We start from the raw sequence: 22,106 nt of genomic DNA on the forward strand, positions 1-22,106 counted from the left end.
TGCGTTTGTTATCGACCGAATTGGAGGGTGAGTCATGGTTGTATAAAGATAGCCTCGTGATGACACGTCCTTCTCGCAGGCTCATAGCGACCTGCGCCGCCTCGCTCGTCCTGCTCGCGGCCACCGCCTGCGGTCCTTTCGGCGACGACGGCGACGCCGCCGACGGCGCGCCCGCCTTCACCGTCGCCGCCGCGGGCGACATCCTCATCCACCCCGAACTCACCGAGCAGGCCCGCAAGGACGCCAAGGCGACGGGCAAGGGTGAGAAGGGCATCGACTTCGACCCGATGATGGCCGGCATCAAGCCGGTGATCAGCAAGGCCGACCTCGGCATCTGCCACTTCGAGCCGGTCGTGGGCGCCCCCGGCGGCCCGTTCCAGGGCTTCCCGGACTTCGTGGTCCCGCCGCAGATCACCACCGCCGTCAAGAACGTCGGCTACGACCAGTGCTCCAGCGTCTCCAACCACAGCCTCGACCACGGCCCCGAAGGCGTCACCCGCACCCTCGACGCCCTCGACAAGGCGGGCCTGCGCCACACCGGCACCGCCCGCACCAAGGCCGAGGCCGACAAGCCCCTCATCACCAAGGTGAAGGGCGTCAAGGTCGCCCAGATCGCCTTCGCCCTCGGGTTCAACGGCCGTGAGGTGCCCAAGGACAAGCCCTGGCTCGCCAACCTCACCGACTTCGACCGGATCGCCGCCGCCGAGAAGAAGGCCCGCGCCGCGGGCGCCGACGTCGTGATCCTGAGCATCCACTGGGGCAAGGAGCACCAGCCCAACGCCGCCGCCCAGCAGATCGAACTCGGCCGCAGGATCGCCAAGGAGACCGGGATCAACCTCGTCATCGGCCACCACGCGCACGTCGTGCAGCCGATGGAGAAGGTCGACGGGACCTGGATCGCGTACGGCCTCGGCAACCAGATCGCCCGGCACGACGCGCCCAGCGGACTGACCGAGGAAGGCGTCATCGGCTGGTTCGAGTTCCGCAAGAACGGCGACGACTGGGACGTCAGCGCCAAGTACGCGCCCACGTTCACGGAGATCCCGCCGGAGCCCGACGAGGACGGCGGCGCGCTGCCCAAGGGCGCGGTCAAGGACCACCGGCTGCTCGACGTGGCCACCGCGCTGCGCGCGGACAAGGGCCTCACCACCCAGCAACGCGCCCGCTACCGCCTCGCGTTCGAGCGCACCCAGGGCACGCTGCTCAACCGCGGCGCGAGCGAGGACGGCCTCAAGCCCCTGGAGAAGTTGCCGGACTGAGAAATTCCGCGGAACTCCAGGTAACGCGTTCGACGGCCTTGTGAAGGGTGCCGGAAGTGGATCTTTGACGTAGCTCACATCTCGCTACGCTCGTACATCCATCCGGACCCGTCATGGGTCATGACATTCCAGATCGCACCCGTGCGCCCGCGCGCGCCACGGCGCGACGCCCATACCCCGTGTCACACCAGTGTCACTCGCTGTGTCACTCCAGGAGAGGAGCACCCCCTTGGCCGCTTCGCCCACGAAGCGGCGGCACAAGGTCCGCCGAAGGACCGACATGTCACTGATCGGAGGCATCCGCCCCCCGATCGCCGTGCTGTCGGTCCTGCTCCTTGCCCTGGCGGGCGTCACCGCCCTCACTCTTGGCCGCGTCGGCCAGGAAGCCGTCCCCAAGGCAGTCAAGTCGTCCCAGCAGCACTTCGCCGAGGACGGCGCCATCGCCCTGCGCGCCTCCATCGACGAGAGCGTCACCGACCTCACCCGGACCGCCGACCTGTTCAACGCGTCCGACCCAGTGCCCGCCGACGCCGTACTCGACAAGATCAGCAGCGTGTACCAGAAGTGGATGGGTACCGCCGTCGTCGAGATCCGCTCCGGCAAGCTCCTCGCCGCCCGCGGCGAGAACGTCCCGCTGGCCGCGATCGACCGCGCCAAGCTCTCCGACGACGACGGCCTCGCGCCCCGCATGGTGCGCCTGGAGAGCGGCGAGACCCGCCTCCTCGCCTTCGCCGTCCTCGCCTGGAAGGGACAGCCGCAGCAGCTCCTGGTCGCCTCCAGCAGCCTGCGCTTCCCCGGCATCAGCCTCGGCAACTTCCGCTCCATCGCCGTCGTCGGCGACGACGGCAAGGTGCTGAGCACCGACGGTATCCCCGCGCCCGAGCAGGTCAGCACCGACGACGAACGCGCGGAGGTGAAGGCGTCGGAGAAGCAGCTCAAGGCCTTCGCCGAGACCTCCGCGAAGAAGTCCCGCAGTCACCCGATCCTGGCCAAGGAGCCCGGCTCCGGCGGCTATCTCGGTGTCAGCGGCCATCTGGTCGGCGACCGCCACCTCGGTGAGCGGTCCATCGCCGGTTACGCCTCGCTCGCCGCACCGGAGGCGGGCGAGTCCACCGTCGCCACCCGGCTCGGCCTCAGCGTCGTCTCCATGGTCCCGGTCGCCGAGGACGTCAAGCGCACCAAGGGCTCCGCGCTCGGCCTGTTCGCCGCGGGCGCGCTGCTCGTCATCGGCGGACTGACCGTCTTCCTGCTCCTTCGCACCGTGCAGCGCCCGCTCATCCGGCTGTTCCTGGAGAGCCGCCGGCTCACCCGCGGCGACCTCGGCCGACCGGTGTCCGTGCCCAAGCACGGCGAGGCCGCCCGCATCGGCGGCGCCCTGGAACGGCTGCGCCGCCAGCTCAACGGCGAACCGGCCGCGAAGGCCACCCCGGCCAAGCGCAAGGGGCTCGGCAGCCGGACCCTGCTCGCGGTCGCCGGTGTGCTGCTGCTCGTCTGGTCCGCGCCGCTGCTGCTGCTCATCAACCGCGCCGGGGACACCGTCCAGGTGCCGCAGCAGATGGTCAACGACCAGCGCGAGCGCACCGACACCCTCTCCGACCGGGTCCGCCGCGCGCTCAACGAGGGCCACGCCGACCTCACCTCGGTCGCGTCCCTCATCGGTGCCCGCACCGACCCCGCGGACATGGACAAGGTCCTGGAGAGCACCCGCAACCAGCACTCCCGCTACCGCTCGCTGTACGTCCTCGACAAGGACGGCAAGGTGCTGTCCAGGGCGGGCGACGACCCGCGCAGCCCGTCCGGCGAGAAGCCGTCCGACAAGCAGGTCCGGGTGATCGACGACGACGGCAAGGAGCCGGTCATCATCGGCACCGCCGAGGTGCCGGGCCGTCAGGGCGCCGCCGTGGTGGGCGAGTTCCGCATCGAGTTCCTGAACTCGCTGCTCAAGCGCCCCGGCCTCGGCGAGGTCCGCGTGGTCGACGCCAAGCGCCGTGTCCTCGGCGGCAACAACGGCTACCGCGAGTTCCAGGGGCTGCCCAGCGGCCGCCTCAACGGGCTCGTCGAGGGCACCGGACAGAAGGTCGGCGGCAAGCCGCGGCCCAGCGGCGTGCTCTACCGCGACGGCGGCGACATCCAGATCGCGGCCGCCGCCCCGTTCGCCGGTGGCGGCGCGGCCGAGCAGCTCGGCTGGTCCGTGGTGAGCTGGCAGCCCGCCTCCGCCCTCGCCATCCCCGAGTACACCCTGCAGAACCGCACGGTCCTCGCGGGCATGCTCGGGCTCACGGCGGCCGCGGCCTGCCTCGGCTGGCTGCACATCATCGTGGTCCGGCCGCTGCGCAAGCTCGCCGACCAGGCCGAGGCGCTGGCCGACGGCGACCGCAAGACCGTTCTGTACCCGGTCCACCACGACGAGGTCGGTGCCGTCACGCGCAGCCTCGAACTGATCAGGCAGCAGCTGCCGTCGGGCACGCAGCGCAAGCGGGACGGCGCTACGGCCGGCCTCGCCGGAAGGAACTGAACCGCTGTGCTCTTCCTCTACACCGTCCTGGTGGTGTGCTGCGCCGTCCTGCTGGTCGCGGGCGTGATCGAGCAGCGACGGCACTTCACCAACCTGGAACACATACCGTCGCGGGTGCTGGTCAACGGCATCCGCGGCAAGAGCTCCATCACCCGCCTGTGCGCGGGTGCCCTGCGCGGCGGCGACCTCACCACGGTCGCCAAGACCACCGGCACCGCGGCCCGGTTCATCCACCCGGACGCCACCGAGGAGCCGGTCTACCGCAAGTTCGGCATCGCCAACGTCGTCGAGCAGATCGGCATCGTGCGGCGCGCCGCCGCGTACAACCCGGACGCGCTGGTCATCGAGTGCATGGCGGTCATGCCGGCGCTCCAGGAGATCAACCAGTCCAAGCTGATCCGCTCCACCATCGGCGTGCTCTGCAACGTCCGTGAGGACCACCTCGCCGAGATGGGCCCGACGCTGGACGACGTGGCCCGCTCGCTGTCCCGCTCGATGCCGGAGAACGGCATCTGTGTGACCGCCGAGAAGGACCGCTTCGACATCCTCAAGGAGGAGGCCGACGCCCGGAACTGCGAGCTGATCTACGCCGACCCGGAGACGGTCAGCGACGAGGAGCTGCGCGGCTTCAGCTGGTTCACCTTCAAGGAGAACGTGTCGATCGCGCTGAAGGTCGCCGAACTCCTCGGCGTCGGCCGCGAGGTCGCCCTCCAGGGCATGTACGACGCGCCGCCGGACCCCGGTGTCCTCTCCGTCGAGCGGTACGTCACCGAGGAGGGCAAGAAGCTCCGCTTCGCCAACGTCTTCGCGGCCAACGACCCCGAGTCGACGCTGATGAACATCAACCAGCTGCTCGACCTCGGCGCCATCCACCGGCCGCTGAACGTCGTCATCAACTGCCGCCCCGACCGCGTCGAGCGCAACGGCCAGATGGGCGAGATCATCCCGGACCTGCAGCCGGACAAGGTCTTCGTCATCGGCCACCCCGCCAAGTCCGCCATCGACGCCATCCCCGCCGACTGGCGCTCGCGCGCCGTGGACCTCGGCGGCGACCGGCGCGACCCGGAGGAGTTCATGGGCCAGCTGCTCGGGCAGCTCGGCGCCGACTCCTCGCTCGTGGCCATCGGCAACATCCACGGCCAGGGCGAGGTGCTCCTGGAGCACCTCGCCGAGCTGCCTGCCGACGAGAGCGAGGACCCGGCGGCCCCGGCCGCCCCGGCCGGGGAGTCCGCGAACGAGACGACCGGCAGTCACCAGCTGTACGAGCCGCACATCGACCCGTACCAGCACTACCCGGAGGCGTACGAGTCGCGGTACACCAACACCGGGTCGCACCGGATGGTCCCGGTGCCGCACGTCCCCGTGCAGCGCACCGCCCAGCAGCCCTACCCGCAGTACGACGGCCAGGCCGTGCCGGACCCCTACCCGGGGCAGGGCGCGTACCAGCAGGGCCAAGGGCAGTACGCGACGCAGGAACCGTACGCGGCGCAGCAGGCGTCGTACGACACGTCGGTCACGTACGACGCGTACGGGCAGCAGCACCAGCAGGGCCCGCACGCGCACCACGACCAGCAGGGCCAGCACCCGCAGCAGGGCCAGCACCCGCACCACGGCCAGCAGCCCTCGCCCGCACAGCACCACCAGCACGCCCCGCACCAGCCCCAGGGCGCGCACGAGCAGTACGCGCCGCACGAGTCCTACCGCGCGCCGCACGTGGCGCACCCGGAGGACCCGTCCCAACCTCCCGCCCCCCGCGGCCTGTTCGAGCCGCGCGTCCCGCCCGCCCCGCCCGCCGCGGATGAAACCCAGCAGTGGCACAGCCCAGGAGAGCAGCGTTGATCCCGTCCGTCCTCACCCCCGAGATCGCCGCGGTCGGCATCGCGCTCGGGCTGCTGTTCTCGCTCGTCTGCTATCTGACGACCAACCTGTCGCCCGGCGGCATGATCACGCCGGGCTGGCTCGCGCTGACCCTCGTCGAGGACCTCCAGCGCGCCGCCATGGTGGTCGGCGTCACCGTCCTCACGTACGTCTGCACCCTGCTGATGCAGAAGTTCGTGATCCTCTACGGCAAGCGCCTGTTCGCCGCGGTCGTGCTCACCGGCGTGGTGCTCCAGGCCACCGTGATGATCGTGCTCTCCATCGAGTTCCCGCTGATGTACAGCAACCAGACCCTCGGCTTCATCGTGCCGGGCCTGATCGCCTACCAGTTGGTCCGTCAGCCCAAGGGCCCCACCCTGCTCGCCACCGGCTCGGTGACCCTCATGGCCTATGTCGTCCTCACGGCCGGGATCCTCCTCGGCTTCATGCCCTCCGCCTGACTTACCGGAGCCACACATGCCGCCCAAGAAGAAGCGCCCCGCAGTCCACGCCGTCACCGTCCTCGCCCTGCTCGCGGGCAGCACCTACCTGACCGTCGAGCTGCGCAAGGACGAGAAGGACAAGACGCCGACAGTGCAGGCCGTCACCGACACCCCGGACCTGACCAACGGCACCGGCCAGGCCGACGGGAAGCAGAAGTGGGAGCGGCTGCGCAACCCCGACCGCTCCGTCCTGCGCACCGAGGACGGCAAGGTCCTCGCCTCCTTCACCGACGGTGCCCGCACGGCGACCCTCTCCGGGCCGAGCCGCACCTTCGCCGAGCCCACCAACACCAAGTCCAAGGTCGTCACCGACGACTGGGTGCGGCTGATGCCGGAGGTGTGGCGCAAGGGCGCGGAGAAGGAGAAGTGGTTCAAGGACTGGTTCAAGGAGTTCGCCGGCAGCGAGGAGGACGACATCTTCGCGATGGCGTTCCAGTACGTCGAGGGGGCGCCCGTCAAGAAGGACGACGAGGGCATCTCCTACGCCGGTGACGCGAGCTTCGGGCCGCTGAACCCGAACGGCAGCGAGGGCAACGACCTGCGCGAGGAGCAGTCCGACTTCTACGACTACCTCGGCATCCCCTACACCTTCCGCGACGGCACGACGATCCAGCCCGAGGCCAAGCGGGCCCGTGCCATCGACTGCTCCGGCTTCATCCGCACCGTCTTCGGCTACCGGGCCCGGTTCCCGCTGATGGCCAGCGACACCACCGGCGACGGCCTGCCCCGCACCGCCAACGGCATGGCCCGCGGCAAGCTCGGCGCCCCCGTCATCCCCCTCAAGGGCGTCGGCGCCACCGACCGCCCGCAGACCATCGACGTCGTCCAGCCCGGCGACCTGGTCTTCTTCAAGCTCGACGCCCGCACCAAGGAGCGCCTCGACCACGTCGGCATCTTCCTCGGCCACGACGCCGAGGGCCACAAGATCTTCATCTCCAGCCGCGAAGAGGTGAACGGCCCCACCATCGGCGACAAGGGCGGCACGTCCCGCCTGGACGGCAACGGCTACTACGCGAAGGCGCTGCGCAGCGCCAAGCGGCTCTAGCCGCCCGGCTCCCGCGCGGGCGGACGACCCCGCGCGGGAGCGCCGCACCCCTGCCCGCCCCCTATCTGGCGAGAACACCACTGGCGACAGGAGCAAGGGCCCCTATCGCTGATGACAAGCCGCGCGACGACGTGCTTGTGTGGGCCCGCCCGATCACCGTCGGCCCGACAACGCGGGCCGCAGAAGGGGGAGTTCATGAAGATCGCCAAGGTGCCCGCGCGCGTCCTGCTGCCGCTCGCCGGAGCCGCGCTCGCCACCGCCGCCCTCGCCGCACCCGCGACGGCCGCGCCCCAGCACTGGACCGACGGCGAGGTCCACTACGCCGACTCCCGCTCGATCCTCACGCCGTACGACGGCACCCAGGGCGCTCGCGCCGTCCTGCGCGTGGACTGGGAGACCGGCAAGGGCGGCGTCTACGGAAACCTGTGGGACCTCAAGAAGGACGGCTACGACGCCACCCTGCAGGCCGGTTACTCCTGGCTCGACGGCTCCACCTGGAAGCCCGCCACCCGCACCCTCAACACGGTCAAGGACGCCAGCGACAGCGGCCGCCACACCAGCCTGCACACCGACCCGGCGGTCAAGATCAAGGACCTGAAGGTCAGGGTCTGCACGGTCGACAGCGCGGGAGCACAGGTGTGGTGCGGGGACTGGCACTGACAGCCGGGACGGTGCTGCCGCGGGCCGGGCCGGGTGGTCCGGCCCGCGGCAGCCGTCCGCACGGGCGCGCCCTAGCCGCGCACCGCCCGCGGCCCCACGCACTCCGCCCCCAACGCGCCCACCCTGCGCCGCAGTTCACGGTCGGCGGTCGCCACGACGCACGGGCCCGGGATCCCCGCGACCACTTCCACGATGCGGTCGTCGCCGCTCGCGGGGGCCGAGTCGACCCGTACGCCGGGGACGGACTCGACGCCCCGGGCCCGGCCCTCGACGACGAGGACGACGTCGAGGGGGCCCGGCAGGCCGGGGAGGCCCGCGGCGGCGAGGGGGACCAGGCGGTCGCGGAGGCGTTCCGCCGCGCCCCGGCGGTCGCGCCACCAGCCGTCCGGCACCGAGCCCACGACATTGGCGGCGTCCACGACGAGGGTCACAGTGTCCATGCGGGCCAGCCTCGCACGCCCGGGTGCACCCACCCCCACCTCGCCCATTAGAGTTGCGGTGAACCCGACGTCCTTGGCCACGGAAACCGCCGCATGCCCCCAGCCCCCACCCCACCGACCGTGAACGGCGACTGGCTCATACGCGCACGCGACGGCAGGCTCGCCGTCTACGCCTGTGAGAGCGACGCCGTGGTCTGCCGCACCCAGCGCCGCCCGGGCGAGCCCTGGACCGCGCCCCGCCCCGTCGGCGGCGACCAGCGCGTCCACCCCGTCCTCGCCGTCGCCCAGGGCATCGACACCTACGCCCACCTGGTGTCCTGGCGCCCCACCGTCTCCGGCGAGTCCGGACTCGTCCACTCCACGCACTTCCAGCCACACCTCACCGCCCTCGACTGGAACCCGCTCGGCCACCCGAACAAGAAGGGCCAGAGCACCGGCGCCCCCGCCGTCACCGTCGACGCCCAGGGCCGCGCCCACGTCTTCGTGCCCAACCGGGGCGGCGGCGTCAGCATGCGCGGTCAGAAGGAGAAGGGCGGCTGGGGGCCCTGGCGGGACCTCAAGGGTCACGGAGTACGCGGCGAGCTCGCCGCAGTGACGGGCGAGTCCGGCCTGGTCACGGCGTACGCGGCCACCCCGGACGGCATCCTGCGCTGGCGCCAGGCCTCCCCGGGCGCCATCCCCGCCCTGGACGAGGCGCCGCTGCCGGTCAAGGCCCGCCCCGGCACCCTGCGCGCCCTCGCCACCTCCGCCGAGCACACCACCCTGTTCTTCACCGACGAGGACGGCGAACTGCGCGCCTGGCGCGGCGACGCCGACGCCGAACCGGTCCGCCTCCTCACGGCCGCGGGACCCGGCCCGGTCTCGGCCATGCGCTGCGAACTCGACGGCCACGACTGCACGTTGCTGGCCCAGCGCGCCGAGAGCGGCCGCGTCGCCTTCGCCGCCTACCCGACCGAGCTGGAGTCGGCCGGCGCCTGGTGGGCCGAGTCGGGCCCCGCCCTGCCGGTGGACGCGCGGGTCGCCCTCGCCACGGACGGCTCCGGCCGGGTGGTCGCGGCGACCTTCGTGCCCGGCACGGGAGCGCTGCGCCTGACCCACCGCAAGGACGAGCCGGGCCTGGCCCTGAAGGCCTGGGAGCAGGCGGCTTCCGCGTAAGGACCATGACATGACGGCGTAGGGGCCGTGACATGACGGCGCCGGGCCCATGACATGACGGTGCCCGGCACGCCAGTCGGCGTACCGGGCACCTCGGTTCAGCTCCGCTAGGCGGGGACGCTCGCGAGCCCCTGCGCCAGGAACCGCTTGCCGTTCACCCGCTCGCTGACACCCTCACGGTCCAGGTACGGCGTGACGCCGCCCAGGTGGAAGGGCCAGCCCGCGCCGGTGATCAGGCACAGGTCGATGTCCTGCGCCTCGGCGACGACACCCTCGTCGAGCATGAGCCCGATCTCCTGGGCGACGGCGTCGAGCACGCGGGCCCGCACCTGCTCCTCGGCCAGGACGGAGTCGCCCTGCTTCAGGAGCGCGGCCACCTCCGGGTCCAGCTCCGGCTTGCCGCTGTCGTACACGTAGAAGCCGCGCTTGCCCGCCTCGACGACCGCCTTCAGGTTCGGCGACACCGTGAAGCGGTCCGGGAAGGCACGGTTCAGCGTCTCCGAGACGTGCAGGCCGATGGCCGGGCCGACCAGTTCGAGCAGGACCAGGGGCGACATCGGCAGGCCGAGCGGCTCGACGGCCTTCTCGGCGACCGGCACCGGGGTGCCCTCGTCGATGACGTTCTGGATCTCGCCCATGAAGCGGGTGAGGATGCGGTTCACGACGAACGCCGGGGCGTCCTTCACCAGGACCGCGGTCTTCTTCAGCTTCTTGGCGACACCGAAGGCCGTGGCCAGCGAGGCGTCGTCGGTCTGCTCGCCGCGCACGATCTCCAGGAGCGGCAGGATCGCGACCGGGTTGAAGAAGTGGAAGCCGACGACCCGCTCGGGGTGCTTCAGCTTCGACGCCATCTCCGTCACCGACAGCGACGAGGTGTTGGTCGCGAGGATCGCGTGCGCCGGAGCGACCGCCTCCACCTCGGCGAACACCTGCTGCTTGACGCCGATCTCCTCGAAGACGGCCTCGATGATGAAGTCCGCGTCGGAGAAGCCCTCGGCCTTGTCCAGGACACCGGTGACCAGGGCCTTCAGGCGGTTGGCCTTGTCCTGGTTGACGCGCCCCTTGAGGAGGAGCTTGTCGATCTCCCCGTGGACGTACGAGACGCCCTTGTCCACGCGCTCCTGGTCGATGTCGGTCAGGACGACCGGCACCTCCAGACGGCGCAGGAACAGCAGGGCGAGCTGCGAGGCCATCAGGCCCGCGCCCACGACACCGACCTTGGTGACCGGCCGCGCCAGGTTCTTGTCCGGGGCGCCCGCCGGGCGCTTGCCGCGCTTCTGGACGAGGTTGAACGCGTAGATGCCGCTGCGCAGTTCACCGCCCATGATGAGGTCCGCGAGCGCCTTGTCCTCGGCGTCGAAGCCCTTCTGGGCGTCGCCGTCCTTGGCGGCGGCGACGATCTCCAGGGCGCGGTACGCGGCCGGGGCGGCGCCGTGCACCTTGGAGTCGGCGATGGCGCGGCCACGGGCGACAGCGGCGTCCCAGCCCTCGCCGCGGTCGATCTCGGGCCGCTCCACCTTGACGGTGCCGTTGAGGACGGAAGCCGTCCAGATCAGCGACTGCTCCAGGAAGTCCGCGCCCTCGAACAGCGCGTCCGCGATGCCGAGTTCGAAGACCTGCTTGCCCTTGAGCTGCTTGTTCTGGTTCAGCGAGTTCTCGATGATGACCGAAACCGCTCGGTCCGCGCCGATCAGATTCGGCAGCAGCGTGCAGCCGCCCCAGCCCGGGACGAGGCCGAGGAAGACCTCGGGCAGCGAGAACGCGGGCAGCGCCTTGGAGACGGTGCGGTACGAGCAGTGCAGTCCGACCTCGACGCCACCGCCCATGGCGGCACCGTTGTAGTACGCGAACGTCGGCACGGCCAGGCCCGAGAGCCGCTTGAAGACGTCGTGGCCGCCCTTGCCGATGGCCAGCGCGTCCTCGTGCCGCTGCAGGATCTCGACGCCCTTGAGGTCGGCGCCGACGGCGAAGATGAACGGCTTGCCGGTGATGCCGACACCGACGACGGTGCCCTCGGCCGCCTCCTTCTCGACCTGGTCGATCGCGGCGTTCAGGTTCGCCAGCGAGCCCGGGCCGAAGGTGGTCGGCTTGGTGTGGTCGAAGCCGTTGTCGAGGGTGATGAGGGCGAACCGGCCCGCACCGGCGGGCAGATCGAGGTGACGTACGTGAGCCTGCGTCACGACCTCGTCCGGGAACAGCTCGGCCGCACCCTTCAACAGCTCAGTGGTGGTGGTGCTCACTTGTCGCCTCCGGCGTCCTTGTGGTGCGGGTTCTCCCAGATGACCGTCGCGCCCATGCCGAAGCCCACGCACATGGTGGTCAGGCCGTAGCGGACCTCCGGCTGCTCCTCGAACTGCCGCGCCAGCTGCGTCATCAGGCGGACACCGGAGGAGGCCAGCGGGTGGCCGAAGGCGATGGCGCCGCCGTACTGGTTGACGCGGGCGTCGTCGTCGGCGATGCCGTAGTGCTCCAGGAAGGCGAGCACCTGCACGGCGAAGGCCTCGTTGATCTCGAAGAGGCCGATGTCGGAGATGGAGAGCCCCGCCTGGGCGAGGGCCTTCTCGGTGGCCGGGATCGGGCCGTAGCCCATGACCTCGGGCTCGACTCCCGCGAAGGAGTACGACACGAGCCGCATCTTGACCGGAAGGCCGTTCTCCCGGGCGAAGTCCTCGGAGGCGATGATCGAGGCGGTGGCGCCGTCGTTGAGACCGGCCGCGTTGCCCGCGGTGACGCGGCCGTGCGTACGGAACGGCGTCTTGAGGCCGGACAGGTTGTCCAGCGTCGTGCCCGGCCGCATGGGCTCGTCCTGGGTGGCCAGACCCCAACCGGTCTCGCCCGCCTCTTCGTTGGTGCGGCGCACGGAGATCGGCACCAGGTCCTGCTGGATCTTGCCGTTGGCGTACGCCTTGGCGGCCTTCTCCTGCGAGCGCACGGCGTACTCGTCGGCGCGGCGCTTGGTGATGGAGGGGTAGCGGTCGTGCAGGTTCTCGGCGGTCATGCCCATGAACAGGGCGGACTCGTCGACGAGCTTCTCGCTCACGAACCGGGGGTTCGGGTCGACGCCCTCACCCATGGGGTGGCGGCCCATGTGCTCGACGCCACCGGCGATCACCGCGTCGTACGCGCCGAACGCGATCGATCCCGCGGTCGTCGTCACGGCCGTCAGGGCGCCCGCGCACATGCGGTCCACCGAGTAGCCCGGCACGGACTGCGGGAGCCCCGCGAGGATGCCCGCCGTGCGGCCGATCGTGAGCCCCTGGTCGCCGATCTGCGTGGTCGCGGCCACCGCGACCTCGTCGATCTTGGCCGGATCCAGGGCCGGGTTGCGGCGCAGCAGCTCCCGGATGGCCTTCACGATCATGTCGTCGGCGCGGGTCTCGTGGTAAATGCCCTTGGGGCCCGCCTTGCCGAACGGGGTGCGGACGCCGTCGACGAAGACGACGTCCCTGACGGTACGAGGCACGATGGCTCTCCTCCAGGGTGCGGTGCGCCTGCGGCGCGCTTCCTCCGTTCATGCTACTTGCCGGTAACTACGAGGCCAAGGGTTGGTCCGGGGAGGCACACGTCACATGTGCTGCGCGGTCCGGGACCCTGCCTCCGCCCCCACCCGCCCACCCGTGCCGTTGCGCCGGGGGGCGAGGCGGGTCAGGGGCCCGAGGGTCCGGTTACGGGGCCGGGGTGGCGAGGGCCGTGGTGAGGGCCGGGGCCACCTGGGTGATCTGCCAGGCGCGGGCGCCATGGGCGGTGAGGGCCGTGGCGACCGTGTCGACGGTGAGGTCGGACGGGGGCTCCCAGCAGACGCGGCGGACCGTGTCGGGGGTGATGAGGTTTTCCTGGGGCATGTTGAGGCGCTCGGCGAGGCCGGAGACGGCGGCGCGGGCCGCGGCGAGGCGGGCCGCCGCGGCCGGGTCCCGGTCGGCCCAGGAGCGGGGCGGCGGCGGCCCCGCCACCGCCTGCCCGGGCTGCGGCAGCTCCGCGTCCGGCAGGGCCCGGGCACGGTCGACCCCGGCCTGCCACTGCTCCAGCTGCCGCCGCCCCATGCGGTGCCCGAATCCGGGCAGCGCGGTGAGCGCGTGCACATTCGGGGGCAGGGCGAGCGCGGCCTCCACGATCGCGCCGTCGCTGAGGACCTTGCCGGGCGAGACGTCCCGCCGCTGCGCGATCCGGTCCCGGGTCACCCACAGTTCCCGTACGACGGCCATCTGACGGCGGCGCCGCACCTTGTGCATGCCGGACGTCCGCCGCCAGGGGTCCTTGCGGGGCGGCGCGGGCGGCGCGGAGGCGATGGCGTCGAACTCCTCGCGGGCCCACTCCAGCTTCCCCTGCCGGTCGAGCTCCTTCTCGAGGGCGTCGCGGAGGTCGACCAGGAGTTCCACGTCGAGCGCGGCGTAGCGCAGCCAGGGCTCGGGCAGCGGGCGGGTCGACCAGTCGACGGCGGAGTGGCCCTTCTCCAGGACGTACCCGAGGACGCTCTCGACCATGGCGCCGAGCCCGACCCGCGGGAATCCGGCGAGCCGCCCGGCGAGCTCCGTGTCGAAGACGGCGGACGGGACCATGCCTATTTCCCGCAGGCACGGCAGGTCCTGGGTGGCCGCGTGCAGCACCCACTCGGTGCCGGCGAGCGCCTCGCCGAGCCTGGACAGGTCGGGGCAGGCGACAGGGTCGACGAGCGCGGTGCCCGCGCCCTCGCGGCGGAGCTGGACCAGATAGGCGCGCTGGCCGTAGCGGTACCCGGAGGCCCGCTCGGCGTCCACGGCCACCGGTCCCGTACCGGCGGCAAATGCCGCGATGACCTGCGCGAGCGTCGCGTCGTCGGCCACGACGGGCGGAATGCCGTCACGCGGTTCGAGGAGAGGGGTCGGTGTCCCTTCGACGGAGACGCCTGTGACGCCTTCGTCCGGAGGAGCGCCTCCGGTGGTTCGCAGTGAACTGTCTGCTGCGGTCTCTTGGGCGTCGGTCACCTGTCAAGGGTATCTGTGAACGCACGGCGCCCGTCGACGGAACGTTACGTCGACGGGCGGCCAGGGGGTGTAAATCGGTCAGTGGATGATTCCCGTGCGCAGGGCCACCGCTACCATTCCCGCCCGGTCACCGGTGCCGAGCTTGCGGGCGATGCGGGCGAGATGGCTCTTTACGGTCAGTGCGGACAGGCCCATCGAGACGCCGATGGCCTTGTTGGACTGCCCCTCGGCCACCAGGCGGAGAACCTCCACCTCGCGGCCGGACAGTTCGCGGTAGCCGCCCGGGTGGCTCGGGGTTCCCGGCGGGCGCCGGTGCATACGGGCGGCGGCGGAGCCGATGGGGGCGGCGCCGGGACGGGTGGGCAGACCCACGTTGGTACGGGTGCCGGTGACGACGTAGCCCTTGACGCCGCCCGCGAGGGCGTTGCGCACGGCGCCGATGTCGTCGGCGGCGGAGAGCGCGAGTCCGTTGGGCCAGCCCGCGGCGCGGGTCTCGGACAGGAGGGTCAGGCCGGAGCCGTCGGGAAGGTGGACGTCGGCGACGCAGATGTCGCGGGGGTTGCCGATGCGGGGACGAGCCTCCGCGATGGACGAGGCCTCGATGACGTCACGTACACCGAGGGCCCACAGGTGGCGGGTCACGGTGGAGCGGACGCGGGGGTCGGCCACGACGACCATGGCGGTCGGCTTGTTCGGGCGGTAGGCGACCAGGCTTGCGGGCTGCTCGAGGAGAACGGACACCAGGCCTCCTGGGGTGGCGGGTCGGAACCGGCTCGGGGATGAAGCCGGGACGAACCGTACGTTTCAAGGTCACAGACCTCTTCGGCACCAATGGCACCCGCCTTTAGGGGATGATCACGATTTGGTGAGTAACAAATTCGGGCGATTCGGACATGTGATCGATCATCCGACGATCAACCCCTCTCACCAGGCGTGCCGTTCCTGTCGGCCGTGCCCGACCCCCGGCCACGTCAACGCCGGGGGTCATCGCCGTGCCGCCCGAGGCACCACCGCGTCGCGCCCTCAGGTGGAGCGCGGCCCCCGCCGCTGCGGCAGCGACACCACCGAGCCGTCGGCCGCCGCGATCGGCGGCAGCCCCGCGATCTGGCACAGCAGGTCGCACCACGCCGCCAAGTGCGCCGCCGTGTCCGGCACCCCGGCGGCCGACTCGCGCGGCGTCCACGACGCCCGGATCTCGATCTGGGAGGCGGGCGGGCGCTCGGCGAGGCCGCCGAAGTAGTGCGAGCCCGCCCGCGTCACCGTCCCGCTCGGCTCGCCGCAGGCCAGGCCCCGGGCGCTCAGCGCCCCGGTCAGCCAGGACCAGCACACCTCCGGAAGCAGCGGGTCCGCGGCCATCTCCGGCTCCAGCTCCGCCCGCACCAGCGTCACCAGCCGGAACGTGCCCTGCCAGGCGTCGTGCCCGTCCGGGTCGTGCAGCAGCACCAGCCTGCCGTCCGCCAGGTCCTCCTCGCCGTCCACGACGGCCGCCTCCAGCGCGTATGCGTACGGAGCGAGCCGCTTCGGCGACCGGGTCTGTTCGACCTCGATCTGCGGCCGCAGCCGTGCCCCGCGCAGGGCCTCGACCGCAGCACGGAACGGCGGCGGACCCGCGTCCGCCACCACCCCCTGCGCGCCGTCCATCTCGCCCGCGTCGTCCGACCGTTGTCCTTGAGCCGCAGCCATGCGGGGAAGATTAAGGGGAACGGCGCCTCCGTGCAGGGAGGCGCCCCTCTCGGGGCGCGCTTTGCTCACTCCTTGACCCTGGCTCGGGGCGGTTGCCGCCTTGCCGCGCTGCGCGCTTGTCCGCAAGCGCCGGACGGGCTGAATTCCTTCCGGCTGTGGCCTTTGCCCCGTCCCGCCGTGGGGGTGCTGCTCTGTCGCGCTGCGCGCTCGTCCGCAAGCGCCGGACGGGCTGAAGCGGGCTCGTTGTTGACCCGGCGATCCCGAGGGTGGGGCGCGTGCGAGACTTTGGGGGTGAGTGTCAATGACGAGGCCACGGGCCGGCAGAACGCAGCTACGTACGACTCCGCATTTATGAAGGCGTGCAGGCGTGAGCCCGTGCCGCACACGCCGGTGTGGTTCATGCGGCAGGCAGGGCGCTCACTGCCCGAGTACCGCAAGGTGCGCGAGGGCACGGCCATGCTGGAGTCGTGCATGATGCCGGAGCTGGTCACGGAGATCACGCTGCAGCCGGTGCGCCGGCACGGCGTGGACGCGGCGATCTACTTCAGCGACATCGTCGTTCCCCTCAAGGCCATCGGCATCGACCTCGACATCAAGCCGGGCGTCGGGCCGGTCGTGGAGCAGCCGATCCGGTCCCGCGCCGACCTCGCGAGGCTGCGTGACCTCACGCCCGAGGACGTCTCGTACGTCACCGAGGCCATCGGGATGCTCACCCGGGAACTGGGCGAGACGCCGCTCATCGGATTCGCCGGTGCGCCTTTCACCCTCGCGAGCTACCTCGTCGAGGGCGGACCGAGCCGTAACCACGAGCACACCAAGGCCATGATGTACGGCGACCCGCAGCTGTGGGCCGACCTGCTCGACCGGCTCGCGGAGATCACCGGCGCCTTCCTGAAGGTGCAGATCGAGGCGGGCGCGAGCGCCGTGCAGCTCTTCGACTCCTGGGTCGGCGCGCTGGCCCCCGCCGACTACCGGCGCTCCGTGATGCCCGCGTCCACCAAGGTCTTCGACGCCGTCGCCGGGTACGGCGTGCCGCGCATCCACTTCGGCGTCGGCACCGGCGAACTCCTCGGACTGCTCGGCGAGGCCGGGGCCGACGTCGTCGGCGTCGACTGGCGCGTGCCCCTGGACGAGGCCGCCCGGCGGGTCGGGCCCGGCAAGGCGCTCCAGGGCAACATCGACCCCGCCGTCCTCTTCTCCTCCCGCGAGGCCGTCGAGGCCAAGGCCGACGAGGTGCTCGCCGCCGCCTCGGGCCTCGAGGGACACATCTTCAACCTCGGTCACGGCGTGCTGCCCAGCACCGACCCCGACGCTCTGACGCGGCTCGTGGAGTACGTGCACACGCGCACCGCCTGACGGCCGCAGCTCGTTCAGGCGGCGGTACACGCCACGGGGGCGGCTCCCTGCCCGGCGGCTCAGGACGTGCTGTCCGTGCTGTCCGCGCTGTCCATGGGACGGGGGCCGCCCCCAGGCCTCATGCCCCGCCCGCCCGCACCGCGGCCACCGCCTTGCGCGCCGCCACCAGGACCGGGTCCCACACCGGCGAGAACGGCGGCGCGTACCCGAGGTCGAGTGCCGTCATCTGCTCCACCGTCATGCGTGCCGTCAGCGCCACCGCCGCCACGTCGACCCGCTTGGCCGCGCCCTCGCGGCCCACGATCTGCACGCCGAGGAGTCGCCCCGTGCGCCGCTCGGCCAGCATCTTCACCGTCATCAAGGCCGCCCCGGGGTAGTACCCGGCCCGGCTCGTCGACTCGATGGTCACCGCCACGTACTGCAGGCCCGCCGCCCGCGCGTCCTTCTCACGCAGGCCCGTGCGCGCGATCTCCAGGTCGCAGACCTTGCTCACCGCGGTGCCGACGACGCCCGGGAACGTGGCGTAGCCGCCGCCCACGTTCGACCCGATGACCTGCCCGTGCTTGTTGGCGTGGGTGCCGAGCGCGATGTGCCGCTCCCGGCCGGAGACCAGGTCGAGGACCTCCACGCAGTCGCCGCCCGCCCAGACCGCCCCGTCGGCGACCGGCCCGCGCACCCGCATCGCCAGGTCGGTGAGCAGTCCGCCGTGCTCCCCGACGGGCAGACCCGCGGCGCGTGCGAGCGCGGTCTCGGGGCGTACGCCGACGCCGAGGACCACCACGTCCGCCGGGAACTCGCGGTCCTCGGTGGCCACCGCCCTGACCCGCCCGTCGTCCTCGGTGAGGATCTTGGTGACCTCGGCGTCGTTCACCATCGTGATGCCCATGCCGGTCATCGCCTCGTGCACGAGGCGGCCCATGTCCGGGTCGAGCGTGGACATGGGCTCCCGGCCACGGTTGACGACCGTCACCTCGTAGCCGCGCCCGAGCAGCGCCTCCGCCATCTCCACGCCGATGTAGCCCGCGCCGATCACCACGGCCCGGCGGCCGGGCGTCCCGGTGAGCGTGTCGAGCAGCGCCTGCCCGTCGTCCAGGGTCTGCACGCCGTGCACGCCCGGCGCGTCGATGCCGGGCAGGTCCGGGCGCAGCGGCCGGGCGCCGGTGGCGATCACGAGCTTGTCGTACGAAGTCCACTCCTCGGCGCCCGAGTCGAGGTCCCGCGCGCGTACGCGCCGCTCCCGCGGGTCGATCTCGACGACCTCGGTGCGCATCCGCAGGTCGATGGCGCGCTCCCGGTGCTGTGCGGGCGTCCGCGCGATCAGGTCGTCCCGCTCGGCGACGTCGCCGCCCACCCAGTAGGGGATCCCGCACGCCGAGAACGAGGTGAAGTTGCCCCGCTCGAAGGCGACGATCTCCAGCTCCCGCGGCGACTTCAGCCTGCGTGCCTGCGACGCGGCCGACATCCCGGCCGCGTCCCCTCCGATGACCACCAGTCGTTCACTCATGCGGACACGCTACGGGGCGGGGGGCAGTTCGGGTCCCGGTGCCGCCCCCGGCACGGCACCGGGACCCCGTCCCCACCCCGCGCAGGTCAGGAACCGCCGGACGCCTTCGGGGCCTTGGGGTCGCCCGGGCCAGTCGGACCGGTGCCCCCGGAACCGCTGCTGCCGCCGGAGCCGCCCGGCCCTCCCGTGCCGCCGCTCCCGGAGCCGCCCGTCCCGCTGCCGCCAGAGGCCCCCGGGCCTCCCGAACCCCCCGCGCCTCCCGGACCCGTGGGACCGACCGCCCCGCCCGGATCCACAGCCCGGCCCGGGCCCACGGCCGACCCCGCGGGCACCGCGACCGCCCGCCGCCCCGTCCACGGCCGCACCACCCGCAGCCACAGCAGCACCAACAGCGCCGACACGGCCGCGAACGGCAGGGCCGCCGCCAGGGCGACCGCCAGCCAGCCCAGCATCGTCACGAAGGCGCTCCAGCCTCCGGACAGCGCGCCCGTGAACGTCGGGTCGTCGTCCTTGCCGTCCGCACCGGCCTGCGGCGACTCGGTGAGCGTGAGCGTGATGGTGGCCATCGTCGTGCGGTCCTTCAGGGAGGACTGCCGCGCGAGCAGGGCCTCCAGGTCCGCCTGACGGCCGCTCAACTCGCCCTCCAGCGACACGATGTCGCTGATCTTCGTGGCCTTGTCCATCAGCGCCCGCACCCGCGCCACACTCGCCCGCTGCGTCCTGATCCGGCTCTCGACGTCCACGACCTCCTCGGTGACGTCCTCGGCCTTGGCGGTGCGGCTGATCAGCTTCCCCGTGCCCGCGAGGTCGGAGAGGACCTGCTCGTAGCGGTCCTGCGGGACGCGGAGCACGACGCGGGAGCGGTCGTGGCCGCGCCGGTCGCGGTCCGTGGACTCGTCACCGACCAGACCGCCCGCGTCCTCGGCCGCCGTCCGCGCCCGCTCCAGGGCCCGCGGCACGTCCTTGACTCGTACGGTCAAGGAGGCCGTGCGGATGATGTGGGTGTCGGCCGCCCGCAGCGGCCCGGACGGATTCCGGGTGTCGCCGCCCGCGCGCTCCTTCCCGCTCCCGGCACGGTCGCTGTCCGCCTTGGCGCCGTCCCGCGCCCCGCTCTCGTCGGTCAGGGCGCCGCTGCCGTCGGCGGGCCCCTGGCTGGCCTGCGCCCCCGCGGCCCGGTCGCCGCCGGACCCACTGCCCTGGTCGGAGTCGTCGCCGCCCGCGCCGCACCCCGCGACCGCGAGCGTCACGGTGAGGAGCACCGCGGCGAGCCCGGTGAGCGGACCCCGCCGCGCCGCGCGCCCGCGCCCCGCCCGGCCGCGGGCCGTCGGTGCACCGGGAAGCGTCGGCGTGCCCGGAGGCGTGCCCGGACGCGCGTCCGGGGGCGCGGACGCACCGCCCGTACCGGATGACCCTGACGTGCTGGACGTGTGCATCGACGTACCCCCGAGGTCGTGGTGAGTGTGCTCCTACGACGCCGGGACCGGGCACGGTGTTCGGTCCGGGTGGTCCCGATGAGGTTCCGGCGCGGTCACGGACGGGACTCGTCCGGAAGCGCGCGCGGGCACCCGGACCGGCGGGCGATCGGGTACCCGGACCGGAGGCGCGCGGGTACCCGAAAGCGGTCCTGAGCGGCTCTGAGAGAGTGGGGACATGCGCGCAGCGGACCCACGGACGAGCAAGAACCCCTCTGCCCCCGACGCCCCCGGCGGCCCCCCCGGCGGCCTCGGCCACGTCGTCGTCATCGGCGGCGGCATCGCGGGCCTCGCCGCCGCGCACCGCCTCCTCGACGCCGGAGCGCGCGTCACCGTCCTGGAGGCCTCCGGACGGCTCGGCGGGAAGCTGCACACCGGCGAGATCGCGGGCGTGGGCGTCGACCTCGGCGCCGAGTCGATGCTGGCCCGCAGGCCGGAGGCGGTCGCCCTGGTCCGCGAGGTCGGCCTCGGCGACCGGCTGCGGCCCCCGGCGACGGCGAGCGCCGCGCTCTGGACCCGCGGCGCGCTGCGGCCCATGCCCAAGGGGCACGTCATGGGCGTGCCCGGTGCCGCGGCCGCCGTCGCCGGAGTCCTCTCCGAGGAGGGCCTGCGCCGCGTCGGGCAGGACGCCGAGCTGCCGCCCACCGAGGTCGGCGACGACGTCGCGGTCGGCGAGTACGTCGCCCGGCGGGTCGGCCGCGAGGTCGTGGACCGCCTGGTGGAGCCGCTGCTCGGCGGGGTGTACGCCGGGGACGCGTACCGCATCTCGATGCGCTCGGCCGTCCCGCAGCTCTTCGCGGTCGCCCGCACCCACACCTCCCTCACCGAGGGCGTCCGCGACATCCAGGCGCGGGCCGCCGCGAACCAGCAGGGCCGGCAGCCCGGCCCCGTCTTCATGGGCATCGACGGCGGCATCGGCCAACTGCCGCCCGCCGTCGCGGAGTCGGTGCGGGCCCGGGGCGGCGAGATCCTGCTGAACTCCGCGGCGCACGGCCTGCGCCGGGTCGAGGACGGCTGGGAGGTGTACGTCGACGACTGGGACCTGGCGGCCGACGCCGTCGTCCTCGCCGTCCCCGCTCCGCACGCCGCCCGCCTCCTGGACCACGACGTCCCCGGCGCCGCCGCCGAGCTGCGCGCCGTCGAGTACGCCTCCATGGCGCTGATCACCCTCGCCTACCGCCGCGCCGACACGGGCGCACTGCCCGCAGGAAGCGGCTTCCTCGTGCCGCCCGTCGACGGGCACACCATCAAGGCGTCCACTTTCGCGAGCCAGAAGTGGGGGTGGATCGCGGACCAGGACCCGGATCTGTTCGTGCTGCGCGCGTCCGTGGGGCGGTACGGCGACGAGAAGGACTTCGGGCGCCCGGACGCCGAGCTGATCGACATCGCCCGGCACGACCTGCGCGCGGCCACCGGCCTGGACGCCGCCCCTGTCGACTCGACGGTCACGCGCTGGCACGACGGCCTGCCCCAGTACCCCGTCGGCCACCACGCGCGCGTGGCCCGCGTCCGCGAGCAGGTCGGCCGGGTGCCGGGGCTCGCGGTCTGCGGGGCGGCGTACGACGGCGTGGGCATCCCGGCCTGCATCGCCAGCGCGAACGCCGCCGTGGACCAGCTGACCGGGGACCTTTCCGCGGTGCGGGAGCTCACCGCCAACCCGGTGCAGAGCCTGCACGGCGGCGCGGGAGAATAGCCG

The 22,106-nt window shown here is 72.5% G+C and carries 17 protein-coding genes; 9 read left to right on the forward strand and 8 right to left on the reverse strand.

Going from position 1 to position 22,106, the window contains the following annotated elements; all coding sequences use genetic code 11:
• Positions 1-59: 59 nt before the first annotated feature.
• The 6 genes from IE274_RS10710 (at position 60) to IE274_RS10735 (ending at position 7,839) form a co-directional block, all read left to right on the forward strand.
• Positions 60-1,259 carry a CapA family protein gene (locus IE274_RS10710; RefSeq protein ID WP_190115427.1) on the forward strand — a complete coding sequence of 400 codons (1,200 nt, stop codon included), beginning with the start codon at positions 60-62 and terminating at the stop codon, positions 1,257-1,259.
• Between the two features lie 280 nt (positions 1,260-1,539).
• On the forward strand, positions 1,540-3,774 hold the full coding sequence (locus IE274_RS10715) for a HAMP domain-containing protein (protein ID WP_190115428.1): 2,235 nt from the start codon (positions 1,540-1,542) through the stop codon (positions 3,772-3,774).
• Positions 3,775-3,780: 6 nt separating this feature from the next.
• Complete coding sequence (gene pgsB, locus IE274_RS10720; protein ID WP_190115429.1) at positions 3,781-5,613, forward strand: poly-gamma-glutamate synthase PgsB; 1,833 nt, start codon at positions 3,781-3,783, stop codon at positions 5,611-5,613.
• Positions 5,610-6,092: a poly-gamma-glutamate biosynthesis protein PgsC/CapC gene (locus tag IE274_RS10725; RefSeq protein WP_030357209.1), complete on the forward strand. Its 483-nt coding sequence runs from the start codon at positions 5,610-5,612 to the stop codon at positions 6,090-6,092. The genes pgsB and IE274_RS10725 overlap by 4 nt, the downstream gene beginning before the upstream one ends.
• Positions 6,093-6,108: 16 nt before the next feature.
• The gene (locus tag IE274_RS10730; protein ID WP_190115430.1) at positions 6,109-7,179 is read left to right on the forward strand and encodes a C40 family peptidase; all 1,071 of its coding nucleotides are present in this window, start codon (positions 6,109-6,111) and stop codon (positions 7,177-7,179) included.
• A gap of 195 nt (positions 7,180-7,374) precedes the next feature.
• The gene (locus IE274_RS10735; protein WP_190115431.1) at positions 7,375-7,839 is read left to right on the forward strand and encodes a hypothetical protein; all 465 of its coding nucleotides are present in this window, start codon (positions 7,375-7,377) and stop codon (positions 7,837-7,839) included.
• Positions 7,840-7,910: 71 nt separating this feature from the next.
• Here IE274_RS10735 and IE274_RS10740 read toward each other — a convergent pair whose 3' ends face one another.
• Positions 7,911-8,279: a PIN domain-containing protein gene (locus IE274_RS10740; RefSeq protein ID WP_190115432.1), complete on the reverse strand. Its 369-nt coding sequence runs from the start codon at positions 8,277-8,279 to the stop codon at positions 7,911-7,913.
• A gap of 120 nt (positions 8,280-8,399) precedes the next feature.
• On the opposite strand from IE274_RS10740, the gene IE274_RS10745 reads away from it, so the two are divergent.
• Entirely contained in the window at positions 8,400-9,434 is a 1,035-nt protein-coding gene (locus IE274_RS10745; RefSeq protein WP_190115882.1) for a PLL family lectin, read from the forward strand.
• A gap of 107 nt (positions 9,435-9,541) precedes the next feature.
• On the opposite strand, the gene IE274_RS10750 is transcribed toward IE274_RS10745, so the two are convergent.
• The 5 genes from IE274_RS10750 to IE274_RS10770 all read right to left on the reverse strand — a co-directional run bounded on the left by IE274_RS10750 (position 9,542) and on the right by IE274_RS10770 (position 16,078).
• Positions 9,542-11,674, reverse strand: coding sequence for a 3-hydroxyacyl-CoA dehydrogenase NAD-binding domain-containing protein (locus IE274_RS10750; RefSeq protein WP_190115433.1), 2,133 nt, complete (start codon positions 11,672-11,674; stop codon positions 9,542-9,544).
• Entirely contained in the window at positions 11,671-12,897 is a 1,227-nt protein-coding gene (locus tag IE274_RS10755; protein ID WP_190115434.1) for an acetyl-CoA C-acyltransferase, read from the reverse strand. Before IE274_RS10755 ends, IE274_RS10750 begins: the two co-directional genes overlap by 4 nt.
• Positions 12,898-13,099: 202 nt before the next feature.
• Entirely contained in the window at positions 13,100-14,395 is a 1,296-nt protein-coding gene (locus tag IE274_RS10760) for a ribonuclease D (protein ID WP_190115435.1), read from the reverse strand.
• 78 nt (positions 14,396-14,473) lie between these two features.
• Entirely contained in the window at positions 14,474-15,136 is a 663-nt protein-coding gene (locus IE274_RS10765; protein ID WP_016643199.1) for a response regulator transcription factor, read from the reverse strand.
• A gap of 282 nt (positions 15,137-15,418) precedes the next feature.
• Positions 15,419-16,078, reverse strand: coding sequence for a DUF3000 domain-containing protein (locus tag IE274_RS10770; RefSeq protein WP_190115436.1), 660 nt, complete (start codon positions 16,076-16,078; stop codon positions 15,419-15,421).
• 351 nt (positions 16,079-16,429) lie between these two features.
• Here IE274_RS10770 and hemE point away from each other — a divergent pair, with 351 nt between their 5' ends.
• Positions 16,430-17,434 carry a uroporphyrinogen decarboxylase gene (gene hemE / locus IE274_RS10775; RefSeq protein WP_229909451.1) on the forward strand — a complete coding sequence of 335 codons (1,005 nt, stop codon included), beginning with the start codon at positions 16,430-16,432 and terminating at the stop codon, positions 17,432-17,434.
• Between the two features lie 118 nt (positions 17,435-17,552).
• Here hemE and IE274_RS10780 read toward each other — a convergent pair whose 3' ends face one another.
• A complete protein-coding gene (locus IE274_RS10780) occupies positions 17,553-18,938 on the reverse strand; it encodes an FAD-dependent oxidoreductase (RefSeq protein ID WP_190115438.1) in 1,386 nt (461 codons plus the stop codon).
• An 86-nt stretch (positions 18,939-19,024) separates the two neighbouring features.
• Positions 19,025-20,197 (reverse strand): DUF4349 domain-containing protein, encoded by a 1,173-nt coding sequence (locus IE274_RS10785; RefSeq protein ID WP_229909452.1) that lies wholly within the window; start codon positions 20,195-20,197, stop codon positions 19,025-19,027.
• A gap of 391 nt (positions 20,198-20,588) precedes the next feature.
• On the opposite strand from IE274_RS10785, the gene hemG reads away from it, so the two are divergent.
• Positions 20,589-22,103 (forward strand): protoporphyrinogen oxidase, encoded by a 1,515-nt coding sequence (hemG, locus tag IE274_RS10790; protein WP_190115440.1) that lies wholly within the window; start codon positions 20,589-20,591, stop codon positions 22,101-22,103.
• Positions 22,104-22,106: the final 3 nt, after the last annotated feature.

It is taken from the genome of Streptomyces flavofungini (assembly GCF_014650815.1).
Lineage (GTDB): Bacteria > Actinomycetota > Actinomycetes > Streptomycetales > Streptomycetaceae > Streptomyces > Streptomyces flavofungini.